Annotated in this window: 13 protein-coding genes and 1 pseudogene; 9 read left to right on the forward strand and 5 right to left on the reverse strand. The window is 56.1% G+C overall.

The features are described from left to right. The first annotated feature begins 213 nt into the window (after positions 1 to 213). Complete coding sequence (locus tag KTE_RS36450) at positions 214 to 627, forward strand: MarR family winged helix-turn-helix transcriptional regulator (RefSeq protein WP_201390491.1); 414 nt, start codon at positions 214 to 216, stop codon at positions 625 to 627. Then, positions 581 to 3,373 carry a PEP/pyruvate-binding domain-containing protein gene (locus KTE_RS36455; RefSeq protein WP_201390492.1) on the forward strand — a complete coding sequence of 931 codons (2,793 nt, stop codon included), beginning with the start codon at positions 581 to 583 and terminating at the stop codon, positions 3,371 to 3,373. Before KTE_RS36450 ends, KTE_RS36455 begins: the two co-directional genes overlap by 47 nt. Positions 3,374 to 3,401: 28 nt before the next feature. Here the strand turns inward: KTE_RS36455 and KTE_RS36460 are convergent, their stop codons facing one another. Both KTE_RS36460 and KTE_RS36465 read right to left on the reverse strand, forming a co-directional pair. Further along, entirely contained in the window at positions 3,402 to 5,975 is a 2,574-nt protein-coding gene (locus KTE_RS36460) for a PEP/pyruvate-binding domain-containing protein (RefSeq protein WP_201390494.1), read from the reverse strand. Positions 5,976 to 6,106: 131 nt separating this feature from the next. Then, positions 6,107 to 6,844: a TetR/AcrR family transcriptional regulator gene (locus KTE_RS36465; RefSeq protein ID WP_201390496.1), complete on the reverse strand. Its 738-nt coding sequence runs from the start codon at positions 6,842 to 6,844 to the stop codon at positions 6,107 to 6,109. 250 nt (positions 6,845 to 7,094) lie between these two features. On the opposite strand from KTE_RS36465, the gene KTE_RS36470 reads away from it, so the two are divergent. The 4 genes from KTE_RS36470 to KTE_RS36485 all read left to right on the forward strand — a co-directional run bounded on the left by KTE_RS36470 (position 7,095) and on the right by KTE_RS36485 (position 11,216). Continuing rightward, complete coding sequence (locus KTE_RS36470; protein WP_201390498.1) at positions 7,095 to 8,600, forward strand: alpha-amylase family glycosyl hydrolase; 1,506 nt, start codon at positions 7,095 to 7,097, stop codon at positions 8,598 to 8,600. Between the two features lie 243 nt (positions 8,601 to 8,843). Further along, positions 8,844 to 9,179, forward strand: a complete 336-nt coding sequence (locus KTE_RS36475) for a VOC family protein (protein ID WP_201390500.1) — start codon at positions 8,844 to 8,846, stop codon at positions 9,177 to 9,179. Positions 9,180 to 9,593: 414 nt separating this feature from the next. Beyond that, entirely contained in the window at positions 9,594 to 10,469 is an 876-nt protein-coding gene (locus KTE_RS36480; protein ID WP_201390501.1) for a class I SAM-dependent methyltransferase, read from the forward strand. Positions 10,470 to 10,505: 36 nt separating this feature from the next. Continuing rightward, complete coding sequence (locus KTE_RS36485) at positions 10,506 to 11,216, forward strand: TetR/AcrR family transcriptional regulator (RefSeq protein ID WP_201390503.1); 711 nt, start codon at positions 10,506 to 10,508, stop codon at positions 11,214 to 11,216. A gap of 158 nt (positions 11,217 to 11,374) precedes the next feature. Here the strand turns inward: KTE_RS36485 and KTE_RS36490 are convergent, their stop codons facing one another. Then, positions 11,375 to 12,886, reverse strand: coding sequence for a PLP-dependent aminotransferase family protein (locus KTE_RS36490; protein ID WP_201390505.1), 1,512 nt, complete (start codon positions 12,884 to 12,886; stop codon positions 11,375 to 11,377). 193 nt (positions 12,887 to 13,079) lie between these two features. Between KTE_RS36490 and KTE_RS36495 the strand changes: the two genes are divergently transcribed. Then, a complete protein-coding gene (locus KTE_RS36495; protein ID WP_201390507.1) occupies positions 13,080 to 13,523 on the forward strand; it encodes a carboxymuconolactone decarboxylase family protein in 444 nt (147 codons plus the stop codon). 178 nt (positions 13,524 to 13,701) lie between these two features. Here KTE_RS36495 and KTE_RS36500 read toward each other — a convergent pair whose 3' ends face one another. Together KTE_RS36500 and KTE_RS36505 are read right to left on the reverse strand one after the other, a co-directional pair. Further along, on the reverse strand, positions 13,702 to 14,946 hold the full coding sequence (locus KTE_RS36500; protein ID WP_201390509.1) for an MFS transporter: 1,245 nt from the start codon (positions 14,944 to 14,946) through the stop codon (positions 13,702 to 13,704). Positions 14,947 to 15,160: 214 nt separating this feature from the next. After that, positions 15,161 to 15,625, reverse strand: a complete 465-nt coding sequence (locus KTE_RS36505) for an Rrf2 family transcriptional regulator (RefSeq protein WP_201390511.1) — start codon at positions 15,623 to 15,625, stop codon at positions 15,161 to 15,163. Positions 15,626 to 15,973: 348 nt separating this feature from the next. Between KTE_RS36505 and KTE_RS36510 the strand changes: the two genes are divergently transcribed. Further along, on the forward strand, positions 15,974 to 17,707 hold the full coding sequence (locus KTE_RS36510) for an NAD-dependent malic enzyme (protein ID WP_201390513.1): 1,734 nt from the start codon (positions 15,974 to 15,976) through the stop codon (positions 17,705 to 17,707). Next, positions 17,704 to 18,495 (forward strand): annotated as a pseudogene (locus tag KTE_RS36515) (lyase family protein); the annotation flags it as partial. The gene KTE_RS36510 and the pseudogene KTE_RS36515, both read left to right, overlap by 4 nt. Between the last annotated feature and the right edge of the window lie 3 nt (positions 18,496 to 18,498).

Below are 18,498 nucleotides of genomic sequence, written 5' to 3' on the forward strand. Positions count from 1 at the left end.
TCAAGGTTTCCCATCATTGCGGTCAAACACTGGGTATAGGCTGAGCTCATTGACTTATTGCTTGTATGTTTGCTATAGTTTACATAGTAAAAAAATTGCAAATTTGCAACTAAAAAGGGAAAGGGGCCGTCAATTCATACAACTGACCAGGAATTGCTCGCACAGAGCCTTCGCACTCTCAGGCGGGCCATTTTCCAGGATTTTATTATTGGTATGCTACGCACCAATCAAGCATTTGATCTCTCATTTGCGCAGGTAGCTACCTTAATCACGTTAGAGACAAAGGGTGAATTGAGCATCAAGCAGATCGCCGAACAGCTAGGCCGTTCACTCTCAGCCACCAGTCGCCTGATCGACCAGCTTGTGGTACAGGGGCTGCTAAGTCGGCGCGAAGACAAACGTGATCGCCGTACCAAACAGGTTGCCCTGACCGAACATGGTCGAGCATTGATCGCACAAGTTGAACAACGGCGCGCCGATGCACAAATTGCCGTGATGGCTTATCTTTCACCAGAGGAGCAGGCACAGGTATTGCAGGCAATGCAGCTCCTGGCGGAAGCAGGAAAAAGAAAGGGGAAGCATGATGTCTCTCCAGCCGCAGAGTCAACCATCTCTCAATCAAGCTGAGAAAGCAAAGGCTGAGCTAACTTCTCACTCTAATAGCGCAACACAAGCAAGCACACCGCCGCCAGGACAAGAGGACAACACCATGCAAACGCTGGATGCCCTTGTGATCCCGTTGGCAGGGCTGCATCGAGATCAGCTAGCGCTGGTTGGTGGCAAGGCAGCGAATCTGGGCGAAATGATCAGCGCCGGGCTGCCCGTTCCCCCGGGCTTCTGCGTCACTACGCATGCTTATACCCGATTTGCCGCTGACGCCGGAATGAATTCATTGCTGGCTGAGGCTCAGACAGTAGACAACAATATCCTGGCCGAAGCAGCTCGTACTCGCCTCCTGAATACAGCACTCCCTTCTGAGATCGCTGAAGCCATCCTCTACGCCTACCAGCAGCTTGGCGAGGACACTCCTGTAGCCGTGCGCTCCTCCGCCACCGCCGAAGATCTGCCCGGAGCATCCTTTGCCGGTCAGCAAGACACCTACCTCAATATCGTTGGGCAAGAGGCCCTGCTCAATGCTGTACAGCGCTGCTTTTCCTCTCTCTGGAGCGACCGCGCCGTCAGCTATCGCTCCAATCTGAAGATTGATCAGCGCACGGTCCGCCTGGCCATCGTCGTACAAACGATGGTTGATTCCACGGTCGCGGGCGTGCTTTTCACCGCCAATCCGCTCACTGGCAAGCGACGCCAGGCCGTTATCGACGCTAACCCTGGTCTGGGCGAAGCAGTCGTCTCCGGCGCCAGCAACCCTGACCACTTTGTCGTCAATAGCAGCACCGGCGAAATTGTCGAGCAGCATCTCGGCGACAAAAAGCTCGTCATCAGCTCTATCGCGGGCGGTGGCACCTTCCACGCCGAGAACCAGGCCACCAGTGATACAGCCTGCCTGACCGATGAACAGGTGCGTGCAGTGGCGCGGCTCGGCGTACAGGTTGAACACTACTATGGCACTCCACAAGATATCGAATGGGCCATTGACGCCAACAGCAAACTGTGGCTTGTGCAGTCCCGCCCCATTACGACGCTCTATCCTCTGCCAGACAACGCTCCCACCTCTGATGATGACCTGCGCGCCTATTTCTCCTTTAATGTCTTTCAGGGTGTCTTTGGCCCCATCACATCTGCTGGTCGTTCAGCCCTCCGGCTCTTTTTAAGCACCATTGCCACCTTCATGGATCTGGGTCCCAGCGATCCCTGGGATGGTCCAGCCATTTTCATAGAAGCAGGCGAACGAATCTATATTGATCTGACCCGCGTGATCCGCAGCGAATTGGGGCGCAAGCTGTTCCGAGGCGCGGCCTCGATTGGTGAAGCGCGCAGTGTCGAACTGATCGAACAACTCAGCAACGATCCACGCTTCGCCCCACTTCCCAAACAACGGCTCCGTTTCTGGCGCATACTTGCCACCTTCATCCTGAACATCCATCTGCCAATCAGCGTCCTGCGAGCTCTCATCAATCCCAGGGGCACACAGAAACGCATCAAACAGCTCCGCGAGCACCTCGAAGCCCTGGTCACGGCAGAGCATGAAACTGCTGCCGTTGAAGGGCTGCAACAGTTTGAGCAAAGTTTCCACCAAGAAGTCAAACGCATGTTTACTACTATTGTGCCCATGATCCCTGCTGGACTGGGTTCACACGCCATCGCCACCTATCTCCTGGGCAAGGACGCCTCTCCAGCCGATATGCAGATCGTGCTCCGTGGCCTGCCACACAATCCCACCACCGAGATGGATCTGGAACTCTGGGCCATAACGCAACGCATCAAAGCGAGTCCTCCCACCGCTCACTTTGTGCGTGAAACCTCCATCGCCGAGATCGTGCAAGGCTATCTATCTGGTAGCTTGCCCGCGCTGTTACAAAGCGAGCTTACAGCCTTCCTGCGCCGCTATGGACATCGTGCCGTCGCCGAGATCGATATGGGCGTTACTCGCTGGTCTGAAGATCCCACGCATATCATCGGCGTGCTCGCCAACTACCTGCGCCTGGAGGATGACATCGCCTCACCTGATATTCAGTTTGAACGTGGAGTGCGTGAAGCTGAGGCTATGGTCGCCGAACTGACCAGGCGTGCCCGCCGCAGGGGCTGGCTACGAGGCAAGCTTGTTGGCTTCTTCCTGAGCCGTGGCCGCGCCCTGGCTGGCTTTCGCGAAATGCCCAAATATTGCATCGTCTTGCTGATGGCCCATCTGCGCAAGTTCCTGCTCGCTATCGGCAAACAACTGACAGCTAGCGGACAACTGGAAAATGCGCACGATGTCATCTTCCTCAGCGTGCCCGAAGTCCATCGCGCGCTGGCCGGTGAAGATCTGCGCTCCCTGGTCCACGAGCGACGCGACCGCTACGACCGTGAGACGGCTCGACGCCACATCCCTCGCTTGCTTCTCTCGGATGGCACAGAGCCATCGCCCGCCCCTACGGGTGACGCGGCAGCACACATCCTGACAGGCGCACCAGCCTCCCCGGGACAAATTACGGCTACAGCGCGTGTCGTTCTCAATCCAAACGGTGCGCATCTAGAGCCCGGGGAGATCCTGGTTGCCCCTTCCACTGATCCTGGTTGGACGCCGCTTTTCCTGACAGCAGGCGGCCTGATCATGGAAATGGGTGGCATGCTCTCACACGGTGCGGTGGTCGCTCGCGAGTATGGCATTCCAGCTGTGGTTGGCGTACCCGCTGCGACCGAACGCATCACCAGCGGCCAGCGCGTCACCATCGATGGCACGAGTGGCACAATTACCCTCCACGAAGAGTAAGCGTTTGCGCGTACCGTAGAGGTGCTGGCTACAGCACCTCTACGGTGCCCTTACCTCCGTCTACACGCAGCCAGTCGCCGCTATGCAGGCGCATGGTTGCGTTGCCACAACCCACGACGGCGGGTATGCCCAGTTCACGGGCGACGATGGCGGCATGCGAGAGGGGCGCGCCGACATCGGTGACGACCGCGGCGGCCCGAGGGAAAAGTGGCGTCCAGCCCACGTTTGTCTGTGTCGTGACCAGGATCTCGCCGAGCTGGAGCTGGTCGCCTTCCTCGGGTGAGACGACCACGCGTGCGCGTCCCTCGACGATGCCAGCCGCGCCGGGAAAGCCTGTGATGGTCTGGCTAGCAGGAGCCGTCTGCCCCCGCTCGTCAAAGACATCGCTGCGCCTCAGTGGGTCAGCTGCCCATTTGAAGGGATCAAAGTGGCCGCGAATCAGTGCGGGCAGAGGCGGCAAAGCTCTGTAGCGTTCATAGGTCGCGCGCCGCGTGGGTACAGTAGCGAGCGCTGCTTCATCCCTACTCAGAAGAGCCAGAATTTCCTCAATCGAGAGGAAGAAGAGGTCCTCGCCCTTACCAGTCAGCTCGCCCACGCGCAAGACAAAGGTGCGCAGAACCCAGAAGACACGTACGACCTCTGAGCGGGCGGCCTCGCGATCATGAGCCGCGGCAGCGGCCCGGTCTACACGCCGCCGGAGCGCTGCGGCTTTGCGTGGATAACGCTGGCGCAGATGCTCCCAGGCCGCCGCTTGCGCAACCTTCTGCCGAGCTAAGAGCGCGTTGACATCCAGCGGTGCCTCGCGTAGGCCTGCGAGCTGGCTCTCGATCCAGGTGGGATCTTCAGCCGGACGTGGTAGCGAGACCTCAAACTCATGCGGCCCCCGGTGACCATAGGTACGGGCAAAGGTTTCGTGGTCAATCTCACCTCGCTCCAGTCGCGCCAGGCCCAGTAGCAGGCCCAGGCTCGCCAGGTGGTTCTGCCCTACACTCAGGCCTGAGAAGAGCGTATTAGCCTCCTCCTCATCTACGAGCTTGCCCAGGTCACGCCGAATGAGGGCGAGCGCGTTCCCGTCTCGCCTGGCACCCGCCTCCAGCATATGACAGCATTCGCGAAAGAATGGCGTGATCTCATCGCGCCACAAAGCGAGCAGTTCCTGAGAGCTGGCAGCGTTGCGGATCTTTGTTTGTAGCTCCTCGCAACGCGCCGGAGCCGCGGCGATAAACGCGGGCAGGCGCTTCTGATTGGTGCGCACGCGCTTCTTGAGCCTTATCGCAACTGGTACCAGGGCTTTAAGCAAGCGCCAGCGTGACAACGGTAACCCTGGTATCTCCAGCCCCTCGGGAATACGCCCAAAGATGCCCTCACTGATCCTGGCCAACTGCTTCTGGTTCATGCCCGCCAGGGCGGCCAGCGACGCGGTAATACTCAGGTTGAGGTAGAAATGGCCGCCGATGTTCCCTATCGGCTTATGCTCCGTGAGGTGCAGTGGCTCCATTGTGTCGGCGATAAAGATTTTGATAAGCGACCAGGTGCAGGGCGTCATCACATCGGGCACCGCCTCGCCAACATTGCCGTTCGTCCAGAGGTAATCGCCGCTCAAACTATCGTTCCACTCCTCAAACCTCGCCTCCTGGGCACGTAGGGTCGTAATTGGCCGCGCCTGCACAATGTAGAAGCACCCATCATGCAGAGCCCATTCTACATCCATAGGCTGAGCATAAAGAGCTTCAATGCGCATACCAAGCGGCGCCAACTCCAAAGCCTGCTCAGGCGTGAGCGCGGCCTGTGTGCGCCGTTCCTCAGGGACTGGTTCCTCGCGCGTGCCAGTAGTGGTCCGTACGGTCATCACTCTTTTATCATTTATCTGCTGCTCGCTTATCACTCTGCTGGCCTTCTCAAAGACAAAGGTATCCGGCGTGACCTGCCCACCTACAATAGCCTCGCCCAGCCCCCAGGAGGCGTTGATCACAACTTGCTCACGTGAGCCTGTGAGCGGGTTGGCCGTGAACATAATTCCCGCCGCCTCGGCGTTTACAAGCTGCTGGACAACGACGGCCAGGGCCACATCCTCAGGTGCTATGGCATGATGCGCGCGATAGCCAAGGGCACGCGCCGTCCAGAGCGAGGCCCAGCAGCGCTTGACGGCCTCCACCACTGCTGCTTCACCCCGAATGTTAAGATAGCTCTCCTGCTGGCCCGCAAACGACTGCTCAGGTAAATCTTCAGCCGTCGCCGAGGAGCGTACCGCGACGGCGAGCTGGCTCCCACCTAGCTCCGCATAAGCCTGACGAATCGCGCGCTCAATGCTCTTTGGCATAGTGCCCTGCATAAAGAGATGCCCTATACGCTTCGCGGCCTCTTCGAGGGTCGCTGGCTGCTCGCTATTAATCGCTGCGACGGCAGCGAGTATCTCCTCCTGTAGCCCGTTCTCGCTAACAAAACAGCGGTAGGCCTCCGTGGTGACATGAAATCCAGGGGGTACAGGCAGGCCAGCTTTAACCAGGCGTGCCAGGGAGGCCCCTTTCCCTCCCACATGCTCCAGTAAAGCCATCTCAGCATCCATAGCTAAGACAAGGGGAACAGTTGCAGCATCTTTCACAGTATATTCTCCTACAGTGAGTGGCCCGACCTACGAACGTACGCATCTATATATGAAGGCTCTTGTGATGGTTCATGACATGCAGGCACGTACGTTCGCAGGTCGGACTTTTTACATCCTGCGTAAATGGATCATTCAACCTCTTGTTGAAACATCTGCTGGCTCGCCGCTCTATCGCGATCCAGATACTGTCCAAAGGCATGTGAGGCGACTCGCGCCTCATCTGACATATCAGCTCCATTGAGCACAAGCGCACGCTGCACAGCCTCGGCTAGCCATCGCGCCAGTTCCTCATCGGAAAGCATATACTCTTCCGGCATCAGGGGCGCGATCAGGAAGAAGCCCATAAAGATCGCCGATAGGGTATACACCTGGGCGAACATACTCATATCTGTACGCACCAGGCGGTGTTCACGCAGGTACTCCAGGTAGACGATAAAGCCCTGCAACTTCTCCTGGTACAACTCACTGCTATGCTCGCGATGCACCAGCTTCCCGATAACATCCATATCGCGCAGGAGTACCGCCTTCAATAAAGGACGCTTCAGCAGTGCCAGCGCCGAATGCCTAAACAGGCCACGCAGCGTTTGCCCCTCTGGATCTTGCGCTACACGCTGCTGTACATCCTCCGTCAACACCATCTTCTCACGCTTCATCAGCGCGCCAAACAGGTCCTCGCGCGTCTTCCAGTGCAGGTAGATGGTACCCTTCGCGACTCCAGCCTCCCTGGAGATATCCTCAATGGTTGTTTTGTTATAACCCCAACGCAGAATCAGGGTCGCCGCCGCATCCAGAATACGGTGCGCCCGCGCCTCACGCCTGGATTGCTCCTGCTCCTCCAGGCCTGCTTCCCGGCTCAGCTCTGCCACAATATACTCCTTCCATCACCTGACTAAATAAGCTTATTTGGTCATATATCAACAATAATAAATATACAGCACAACAAAACCAAAAGCAAGAATATAACATGGAAAAGAGAGGTGGTCGTGGCGAACACCACGACCACCTCTCTTTTCCATGTTATAATTTCCGCATAAGGATCGTTTTCTTCGTTAGGACGTGCACAACCACGGGCTTGAGTTGGCACAAGCGGAGGCAACAGGAGGATATTACAATCACATGAGAACAGGATGTTCTTTACCAATCACCAGGCACGGAGGCCTCTGGCGCCGGGCGCTATTGCTCGCGACCCTCTTACTCGTCTTCGCCCTTGTAGGCACCGTTCTCCTCGTCATCTCGCCATCCAGGCGGGTCTATGCCCATTCAGCCAATGAATGGACCAGTCGCTCCATCTACTTTATCATGACGGACCGCTTTAGCGATGGTAATACCGGAAACGATAACTATGGCGGCTTCAACACCAATCGCTCGGATGCCACCGCCTGGCATGGCGGCGACTTCCAGGGCATTATCAATCACCTGGACTATATCAGGAATATGGGCTTCACCGCCATCTGGATTACACCCGTGGTAATGCAGCATGACGCCCATGCCTATCATGGCTACTGGGGCTATGACTTCTACTCCATCGATGGTCATCTCGGCAGTATGAGCGACCTGCAAAACCTTGTGACCCAGGCGCATAATCGCAACATCTGGGTTATGCTCGATGTCGTGGCCAACCACACCGGCTCCTATAACTACACCGCGCCCACCTTCCCCAACTACAGCAACTACCACCACAACGGCAACATCCAGGACTATAACAACCAGTGGGACCTGGAAAACGAGGATGTGGCAGGCCTCAATGATCTCAACCAGGACGACTCCACGACCCACTCTACTCTACTCAATAATGTGAGCTGGCTGGTCAACACAACCGGCGTCGATGGCCTGCGCGTGGACACCGTCAAGCACGTCCCCAAGTCCTTCTGGAGCAGCTATGCTCAGAGCGCGGGAACCTTTACCATCGGTGAAGTCTATAGCGGCGATCCCGGCTACGTCGGCGATTACACCCACTACCTGGATGCTGTGCTGGACTATCCTATGTACTACACCATCCATGATGTCTTCGCCCAGAATAAGAGCATGTATGAGATCCGTGATCGCTATAACTCCGACGGCTCCTACCGAGACGCGCACACCAATGGTGTCTTTATCGATAACCATGACCAGGATCGCTTCCTCTGCGACGCCTCGGGCAACCCCGCTCAAACCTGGGACAAATATCCCCAACTTGAGATGGCCCTGGCCTTCACCTTCGCCAGCCGTGGCATCCCGATCATGTACTACGGCACCGAGCAGGGTTTCAGCGGCTGCGCCGATCCCGCCAACCGCGAGGACATGTTCAACTCCTTCAACACCAGCGGCACGCTCTACAACTATGTCGCCAAACTCAATTACGCCCGCAACCTCAACACCGCCCTGCAAAACGGCGCGCAGTATGAGAAGTGGGTCAATGATAGCTTCTACGCCTTTGAGCGCGAGAACGGCGGCAGCAATGTTCTTGTCGCCCTCAACAACTGCTGGTGTACCCGTACCGTCACCATCCCCAACCTGGACAACTTCGCCAGCAGCCAGACGCTCCACGATGAGCTGACCGGCACCGCCTACCAGCTCCAGGGCAACAGCATCACTCTCACGCTCCCCAGCCACCAGGCAGTCGAGCTCACCAACCGCTATTAAACATAGCGCCGGGCCGCCCTGCATGAGCGGCTCGGCGCTAGTGGCGTACGCGCCTACTTCCTGAATGGGCCATTAACCATGCACGTTGAAATATCCCATATCTATATTTAAGCGGTAAATCTCATATGTGATTAGATCGTGCGCTTATGTTAAGATAAAGAGCGAAAAATTGTCGCATGAAAGTGTCGACCGGAGAGAAAACATCTTCTCTCCCTACCTTGGGTAAGGAAGTGTCTAGCGACTATGAAACTGAATCATGTCAATCTGACCGTCACTGATGTTCCTGCGGCGGCTAACTTTCTCGAAACGTACTTCGGGTTACGCAACCAGGGAGGCAACAAAGGGTTTACTGTGCTTTTCGACGACGATAATCTGGTACTCACCTTGATGAAAGCTGGTCAGGTGAGCTATCCTGGCACATTTCATATCGGCTTTGTCCAAGAAAGCGAGGAGCGCGTCAACGAGATCTATCAACGCTTGAAAGACGACGGATTTGAAATGAAGCCCCCGGAACGGAGTCATGCCTGGACATTTTATGTTCAAGCGCCAGGCGGATTCCTGGTCGAGGTTCTGGCCTAGCTTACCGTCCCCAGGGATGGATTTCTGCGATCATCCTGGTCAACGGTTCTACTCAAGGCGTCTGGCAATCGAGCACTCGGCGCTCCCAAACGGTCGTCAAGGTTCATCTGTTCTGCTCACCCACAGCCTTGATCCACAAAGGGATTGAAGCTGAAGTGAAGCGGCTCAGTAACTTTTTCAAGACGAACGTGCCGCTTGAATATGAGCATCCTTCTGCCTCTGGGCTGTAGCGCTCGTGGGGAGATGGCTCAACAGCGCTCAAGCCAGGGCATTCATGTGCCAAGCTCAAACTTACCCGTGTGTCTGTGTTCCTCTTGACAATGGCTCGTTCATGGACTATGCTCTACTCAATCATAAACCGAGTCTCGGTTTATGATTGAGTAGAGCAAAACTTTGATTGAGTGAGGTCTCCTTATGGCAAATCAACGTGTAAGCAATACAGCGCTTGGCGCAGCAATATGTCGTTTGATCGAACAGTACCAGCCCGAGAACGCCCGGCTGTTTCATGATTCGGTGATCAAAGACCTGGTTGGCACCCCCATCCGGATGCTGATGCAGTTCAAAAGCATGCGCAATTTGACGATCCAACAGATGGATGCCATTACGCCAGGGATTTACGGCGTCCAGATCTCTCGGACGCGCTTTATCGACGATGCCGTCCGGGATGCCCTCTCGCAGGGGATCGAACAAGTGGTGATCCTGGGTGCCGGGCTTGATACGCGCCCCTATCGCCTGACCGGTATGGAACACACGCGCGTGTTTGAAGTTGACCTTCCATCTGTGCAGGAAGACAAAAAGAAGAAGCTACACAAACATTTTGGTCGGCTACCGGAACAGGTCACGTTTCTCCCCATCGACTTCGACACGCAGAGTCTGGAAGCCGTCTTCAGCGGGACACCTTTCGACCCTGCCAGTCCGGCGATCTTTGTGTGGGAAGGCGTGACGCAGTACCTCTCGGAGGAAGCCGTCCACAGGACACTGGCTTTCGTTGGCACCTCGGCTCCTGGGAGTATTCTTGTGTTTACCTATGTCTTGAAAAGCTTTATCGAACGACGTTCGGATATTCCGGGCGAGGAGAAAATGATGGATATGGTGGCGAAAAAGGGCTCCCCCTGGCTGTTTGGCCTGGAACCTTCCAGCCTCGCATCCTACCTCGCCCCCTTTCATCTCAGTCTGACAGCAGACGTTGGGAGTACAGAGCATCAAACACGCTACTTCAAATCTGTGAGACGGGAACTGGTCGTGTCCGAAGTCGAACGGATTGCTCAAGCGACCGTCGTTCGCCCCTGATACTGGTCTTCTTTTACGAATGAGAGGTGAGAAGTCATGGTACGCACCATCAACGAAGCCGCTCACGAGGCCCGCCGCAACGCCATTCTTGACGCAGCGCAACGTGCCATTGAAACCAGGGGCTATGAACAGATGGCAATTGCCGATCTGGTGGGCGAATTGCACATCTCCTCTGGAGCATTCTATCACTACTTTGACTCCAAACCAGCCTTGCTTGAGGCTCTGATCGAGCGTATCGGGAACCAGATCGAGCAGTTAGTGCTTCCCATCGTCCATGATCCAACGGCTGGCGCGCTCACCAAACTCCAGCGCTTCTTTACCGCACTGGACCACTGGAAACATGCACACAGGCACCTCGTGTTCGCGTCTCTGTGCGTCTGGTATGGCGATGAGAATGTCGTCGTTCGCCACAAACTCTACATCGCCCGCGTGAAACGTTTCACGCCCTGGCTGGAGGAGATGATCCGTCAAGGAATCGAAGAAGGCGTCTTGACGACTCCCTACCCGGATCAGGCGGCGAGAATGGTCATCTCCCTGTTTGAAGACCTTGGGTATGCGACAGCCGAGATCCTCTGCGCGCAGGACCATTCGCCCGACGATCTCCCCCGGCTCGCTCGGATCATAGAAGCCTGTGCTGACGGGCTGGAACGCTTGCTGGGAGCGCCAGCAGGCTCGATACCTCAAGCCGAGCGCTCAGATCTCCTGGAGTGGTTGGTTCCGCCCACACAATCGAGAGAGGATGAATAGCGCGTACAAACCGAGCTCCTCTGAGCACGAAAATGGGGTGCGCCTCTTTCCGAGGCTCAAAATGAATTCATATTATAAACGGGCCACGGAGCAGTAGCCGCGTACGCCAGTAGCGGGCCCGCTGCTGGCGTACGCGGCTACTTAAGCGAAAATGGCGTCTATATAAGCGCACTCCGCAAAACACGCGCCAGGGCATGCACATCTGCTCGTAGCGCCTCTGGGGTCGCATTTGCAAAACCAAGCACGAGGCCATCACGCTTGAGGGGTTGCATGCTAAATTGCGAAACAGGCTGTATTCTCAGACCTTGCTTTGCAGCCAGTTCGACTACGCTATCGGCACTTACCCCCTCCGGCAGCCAGGCAACAAGGTGGATGCCAGCTTCTGGTATAGTAACGTCCAGAATATTGCCCAGCTCCTGGTTCAAGGCCTTCACCAGAACATCGCGCCGCTCCATGTAGAGTCCACGCATCTTGCGTAGGTAGCGCGCGAAGTGTCCCCCGGTAATAAAATCGGCCAGGGCCATCTGCTCCAGCAGCGGCAGGTGTACATCGACGAAGCGGCGGGTGGCAAGAAAGCCCTCCAGCAACTGTGGTGGCACGACCATATATCCCAGGCGCAACGAGGGAAAGAGCACCTTACTAAAGGTGCCAATATAGATCACGCGCCCCGCACGATCAAGGCCATGCAACGCCTCCAGAGGCCGTCCGCTGTAACGATACTCGCTATCATAGTCATCCTCTACAATCCAGCCTTGCGTCTTCCTCGCCCATTCCAGCAGCTCCAGGCGCCGGACCAGGCTCATGGTAACTCCTGTAGGAAACTGGTGTGAGGGGGTCACTACCGCCATACGTGCCTCGCCTTTAAGCTGTAGTCCAGCCACCACATTGATGCCCTCGCCATCTACCGGCACAGGTACCATAACAACTCCTGCAGCCATTAGCGCACCCCTGGCCCCAAAGTAGCCCGGATCCTCAACCCAGGACTGCTCGCCAGGATCGAGCAATACGCGTGCCACCAGGTCGAGCGCGCCTTGCGCTCCGGCGGTAAGTATGATCTGTTCAGGCATACAATGCACACCACGCGTAATGCCGATGTGTGCTGCAATGGCCTCGCGCAAAGGTCCATAGCCCTGCACATCCTGATAACGTGAGTGGGCTTGCAGCGATTGCCGGGCGTGTTTCGCTATCAGCCTGGCCCAGATCTCATAGGGGAAGTACGCCACTTCAGGCCCGCCCACCAGGAACACATCTTTGTCTGAACTGACTTCTGTCTCCTGCCCAAAAGCAAACTCGTCAAGCAAGGCTTGACTACGCCGCGCCAGCAAGCCGCGCTGTGTCGCAGGCGCAACCCTCCTACCTTGTTTAGAGCCATTTCCACTCGCCTGCGCCAGTTGCTCCGGCTCCAAACGGGCCACCCGCGTCCCATCTCCCACCCGGCTCTCCAGATATCCCTCCAGCAATAACTGTTCGTAGGCCAGAGCCGTCGTATTACGCGATACTTCTAGCTGGCTAGCCAGTATCCGCGTCGAGGGAAGACGCGCTCCCGTCTCCAACTGGCCTGCCAGGATTTGCGCCCGCAAGCGCTCATAAAGCTGGCGATAGAGCGGCGCCTGCGCGTTCTGATCAAGTATAATCTCCGGTTTATCCACCGGTCTCGCCCGCTTTGGCATAAGTTACTGCTCCCTTTGCTAAAAGCGCTCAAAGTTTTTGCTTAGAAATGGCACCTCTATAGTAATACAAATTGGATCTTTTAACAATCCCATTATTGAGGTATACTACCGCCAGATAGAAGACAACTACACGAAACAATCTGATGACATTAAAAGGAGCTTCAATCATGGGAATAAGACTAAACTACGGTAAATGGGAATAAGACTAAACTACGGTAAAGCTGCACCTGGGGCGATGAGAGCCATGAACGGCCTTGAGACATATATCAACAATTGTGGGCTCGAGGCCCCTTTGAAGGAACTGGTACGCCTGCGCGCCTCTCAGATCAATGGATGCGCATATTGCGTCAGTATGCATAGCTTTGATGCCCGCGAGGGTGGCGACACGGAGCAGCGCCTCTACGCGCTACCAGTCTGGCACGAGACACCTTTCTTCAGCGACCGCGAGCGCGCCGCCCTCCTCTGGACTGAGAAGCTCACGCTGATCACCCTCGATCGCGTACCCGATGAGGTCTACGAGCAGGTGCGTCCTCATTTCACTGATGAAGAACTGGTAAACCTGACCCTGCTCATCGCGACCATCAACGCCTGGAACCGCTTCGGCATCAGCTTCCGCGATGTCCCCACAGCAAAATAAAAAAATTGAAGGTGTGGTGGTGGTGGAGGAAGCGCCGAGGGCGCTTCCTCCACCACCACCACACCTTCAATCAGCAAGAAAATAGCAAGTCGCTTGACTGGATTATTGCCCGGGGCTGCCAAATATATTGTGGGGTCCATGCTGGCATGGACCCCACAATATATTTGGCATCTTCTATTTACTCAGGAACAACCACTATGTCTTCGGCGGTCTTCTTATGCCCACGCAACCTCTCCTTATTCAGCCATATACTGCCAAAGAGCAGTAGCAGAGCCAGAAGAACACAGGCCGCCCCAATCCAGCCTAGCTGGGTTACCGCGACGGCGCGGAGAGATAGCCCTCCTAAGGCCGCTCCCCCGGCTATGCCCAGGTAGAACATAGAGTTATTCAGGGCCAGGATCACGTTCGCGTGCTCAGGAGCTACGCTCAGGAGGCGATGCTGCTGCGGAATGAAGAGCAGCGCTCCCGACATCCCCCAGACGAAGAGCGCCAGCAGTCCCCCCAGCCACGTTGTCGTCGCCAGCGGAATAACAATTTCCATAATCAATAAGAGGACCATAGAAACAAGCAACGGGCGCTGCGGACCAACGCGATCCGCGATCATACCACCCGACCAGTTACCAACTACCACACCCAGGCCAAAGACCATCAGCATACCGCTGAGATCCACAAGATGCATATTTTGCTGCAAGAGCGGCCCGATATAGGTATAGATGGCATAGATTCCCAGGTTCCACAGCAACGCGGGCAGCAAGGTCAGGACCAGGCGAGGCTGAGTTATGGGCGCGAGTCGCTGCCGCAGCGATACGGTTGGCGGCGTCGCAATCCTGGGCAGACCGCTGATCAGGAAGGCCAGAAATCCTATTCCGGCCAGGCCCGCCACCAGGCCAAAGGAGAGGCGCCAGCCAAAGTGCTCGCCAATCCAGGTTCCCAGCGGCGAGCCAAGCGCGGTCGCCACAGTAAGCCCGATAACGACCAGCGCCAGAGCCTGGCCGCGCTTCTCCGGCGGGGCAAGCGCGATTCCCATAGTATAGGCCTGCGGCGCATAGACTGCGGCAAAACAGCCAGTCAGAATGCGCGTCAGCATCAAGAGCGGAAAGGTTGGCGCCAGGGCCGATCCTATATTTGCCAGGCAAAAAAGACCAAGAGACACAATCAATACGCGGTGTGGCGACCAGCGACCAATGAGTACAGCCAGCAGCGGTGCCCCCAGCCCATAGGTAAGCGAAAAGGCCGTGACCAGTTGCCCGGCCACACTCACGGTCACCCCCGTCTCATGCGCAATCACAGGCAGCACACCTGCTACGACAAAAGCGTCGGTCCCCAACGCAAACATGCCCAGCGCCAGCAAGAGAATACGCGGATTTATACGAGTCGCCCGGCTAGCCTCAGCCACTGAGCGTTGTTGAGTCATTTGTGACATTAAAATAATAGCCTTTCAATGCGGTGTAATAATTTTGATTACACCGGAGCGTAAAAAAAGAGTTTTATTGGTGCATCCACCAAATTGTAGGGTCCATGTTGGTATGGACTTAAAGCCTCGCCCAAGCATGGTTTCGCGCTTCTCGCAAACGTTGGGATGCGTGGAGAGGAAAGTCCATGCCAGCATGGACCCTACAACTTATTGATTACGTCCATCATTCATTCTGCCGAGAATGGGTAGCGGTAGATGCAAGCGTATCACGCAAAACATCGGTAATCGTTGTGTGCGCCAATTCTTGCTCCATAGCGTCCTGTACATTGGCGTAGATTCCCTGTAAAGCGGGACCTATGCCGCATCCTATAGGACATTTTGGATTGGGGGGCGTGTGATGGAGCGTAAACATGGTATGCGGCTTAACGACCTTGTACACCTCAAGGAGCGTAATCTCCTCTGGTTTGCGTGCCAGCTTCCAGCCCGCGTTACTCCCGCGCTGAACTGTTACCAGGCCCTGCTCCTCCATCATCCCCAGCAGTTCACGCAGCGTGACTGGATTGGTGTTGACACTCTCAGCAATCTCTCGTGACGTGGAGAAATCATACTGATCCCCATAATCCACCATTCTGCGCGCCATCCAGGCCAGGGTATGGACCGCCAGTGTTAAGCGACTATTGCCACTCATGCTCTTTTCCTCATTCCACTACGTCGTGGGTTTCTCTTCTAATCGCTCCGATGTAACAATATTCACTACACCCGGATGTAGGGAGTATACTTACACCCACAGCAAATGTCAAGGGCATTGCGGAACTGCTTATCTCGTCTCCAGGCGAGGTGTTCTCAGCGTCTGCGACGCTTCGCAGAGTTAAGGGTGAGGTGGCAGGCTGGCAATGCCAGCCTGCCACCTCACCCTTAACTCTGCGAGTCACTTAGTAGCGAGAAATCCTGATAGATATCTGTCGTGATTGAAAGACGACGTAGAGTAAAGCTAGAAGGTTGTACTGCGAGAGAGAAGAAAGATAGGCATACCACAATGAGAAACTATCGCTTACTTCCCGACACGTCTGATGGAAATCGACGTCTAGAGACCGAGGTAACTGGCCTGAATCTCCTGAGCGATCCTATGTTAAACCGTGGAACTGCCTTCACGGCACAGGAGCGCAAGACGCTTCACCTCGATGGCCTCTTACCGCCCGCGATAACGACCATCGATGAGCAAGTCAAACGCACCTACACCCAGTACCAGCAGCAAGCGGACGATGTGCAGAAAAATCTGTTTCTAACCGCCCTCCAGGACCGTAACGAGGTCCTCTTCTACCGCCTGCTCTCTGAACATCTCTACGAGATGCTCCCAATCGTTTATGATCCCACCATCGCACACGCTATCGAACACTATAACCATGAATACCGGAGACCACATGGGGTCTACCTCTCTATCGACCATCCTGATGAGATCGAAACGGCGTTTCGTAACTTCGGGGCCGGTCCCGATGAGATCGACCTGATTGTGGCGACGGACGCGGAAGAGATCCTTGGCATCGGTGACTGGGGCGTGGGCGGCATCGAGATCTCAGTTGGCAAGCTCGCCGTCTATACCGCCGCCGCGGGTATCGACCCGGCTCGCGTCATTCCAGTCATGCTCGACGTCGGTACCAATCGCGAGAGCCTGCTCAATGATCCCTTCTACCTGGGCAACCGGCACGCCAGGGTGCGCGGCGCGCGTTATGACGCCTTTATTGAGGCCTACATCAAGACCGCAACCAGGCTATTTCCCCATGCCATGCTGCACTGGGAAGACTTTGGACCTGGGAACGGGCGCCGCATTCTGGAGAAGTACCGCTCGCAGATCTGCACCTTCAATGACGATATGCAAGGTACCGGAGCGATCACCCTGGCGGCCTTGTTCTCAGCCATGAAGGTCACCGGGCAGTCTCTACGCGATCAACGTGTCGTCATCTTTGGCTCAGGTACCGCTGGGATTGGCAATGCCGACCAGGTACGAGCCGCCATGATGCGCGAGGGCTTATCGCAAGAAGAGGCCACACGACGCTTCTGGTGCGTCGACATTCAAGGCCTGCTCGTCGATAACATGGGCGAGGCGCTCCGCGATTTCCAGGTTGCCTATGCCCGGCCCGCCAGCGAGGTCTCCAGCTGGCAGCACGATATGCCCAATGGAGGCATCAGTCTGGCCGAGGTCGTACGCCAGGTGCATCCCACCGCTATGATTGGGACCTCGACGGCTCCAGGGACCTTTACCGAGACCATAGTCAAAGAGATGGCTGCCCATACAGAGCACCCCATCATCTTCCCTCTCTCCAATCCCACCACCTTGATGGAGGCTACGCCGACCAACCTGCTCTCCTGGACTAATGGACGGGCACTCGTCGCAACAGGCGTCCCCTGGCATCCCATCACTCTCAAAGGGACAACCTACACGATTGGTCAGGCCAATAACGCGCTCCTCTATCCAGGGCTTGGATTGGGAACCATTGTTTCACGGGCGCAGCGTGTCAGTGATGGCATGCTTATGGCGGCCGCCAGGGCTGTGGCCAGCCTGGTAGATGTACACCAACCTGGAGCCTCACTCTTGCCACATGTGGAGAACCTGCGCGCCGTCTCTGCGACCGTCGCCGTAGAGGTAGCCAAAACAGCCGCCGCCGAAGGACTGGCTAGAGCCAAGCTTCCCAATATTATTCAGCAAGTGCAGGACGCAATGTGGCAACCCGTCTATCCCCAGGTTGTCGTCAGACAGGGGGTCCGTGTATGAGCACGCCTCGTAGGAGTAGCCCGAAGAAGAGCACGCAAACCGTCGTTGAACATGAGATACCCGTTGATACTGGAGCAACTGGCACCCGGCAGGAAACAGACTCCATGGGTGCCATCAATGTTCCAGCAGAACATTATTGGGGAGCGCAAACCCAGCGCTCCCTGATCCACTTCTCTATTGGCGATGACCACATGCCAAAGGAGGTCTATCACGCCTATGGATATGTGAAGAAGGCGGCGGCCATCGTCAACGCCGAAGCAGGCAAGCTCTCACAGGAGAAAGCCGAACTGATCTGCAAAGTAGCCGATGAAGTGATCAAGGGTACGCTCGATAGTGAGTTTCCTCTGTACGTGTGGCAAACGGGTTCGGGTACACAGTCAAATATGAACGTAAACGAGGTCATCTCCAACCGCGCAATTCAACTCGCCGGAGGAAAATTAGGCAGCAAAAAGCCTATCCATCCCAACGATGACGTCAACATGTCTCAGTCCTCCAACGATACCTTTCCTACGGCGATGCATATAGCAACCGTGTTCATGTTCACGGAGCACCTCATCCCCAAAGTGCAGGCTCTCATCCAGGCAATGTGGGAGAAGGCTCAGGAGTGGATAGACGTCGTCAAGATTGGCCGCACCCACCTGCAAGACGCCACCCCTCTCACCATTGGACAGGAATGGTCGGGCTATGTGACGCAACTCAAGGACGCGCTCGACCTCGTCAAGCAGTCCATGCAGGGTCTCTACAAGCTAGCCGCAGGTGGAACCGCCGTGGGAACAGGGCTTAATAGTTCC

The sequence above is a fragment of the Ktedonobacter sp. SOSP1-85 genome (genome assembly GCF_016587415.1).
In the GTDB taxonomy this organism is placed as follows: Bacteria; Chloroflexota; Ktedonobacteria; order Ktedonobacterales; family Ktedonobacteraceae; genus Ktedonobacter.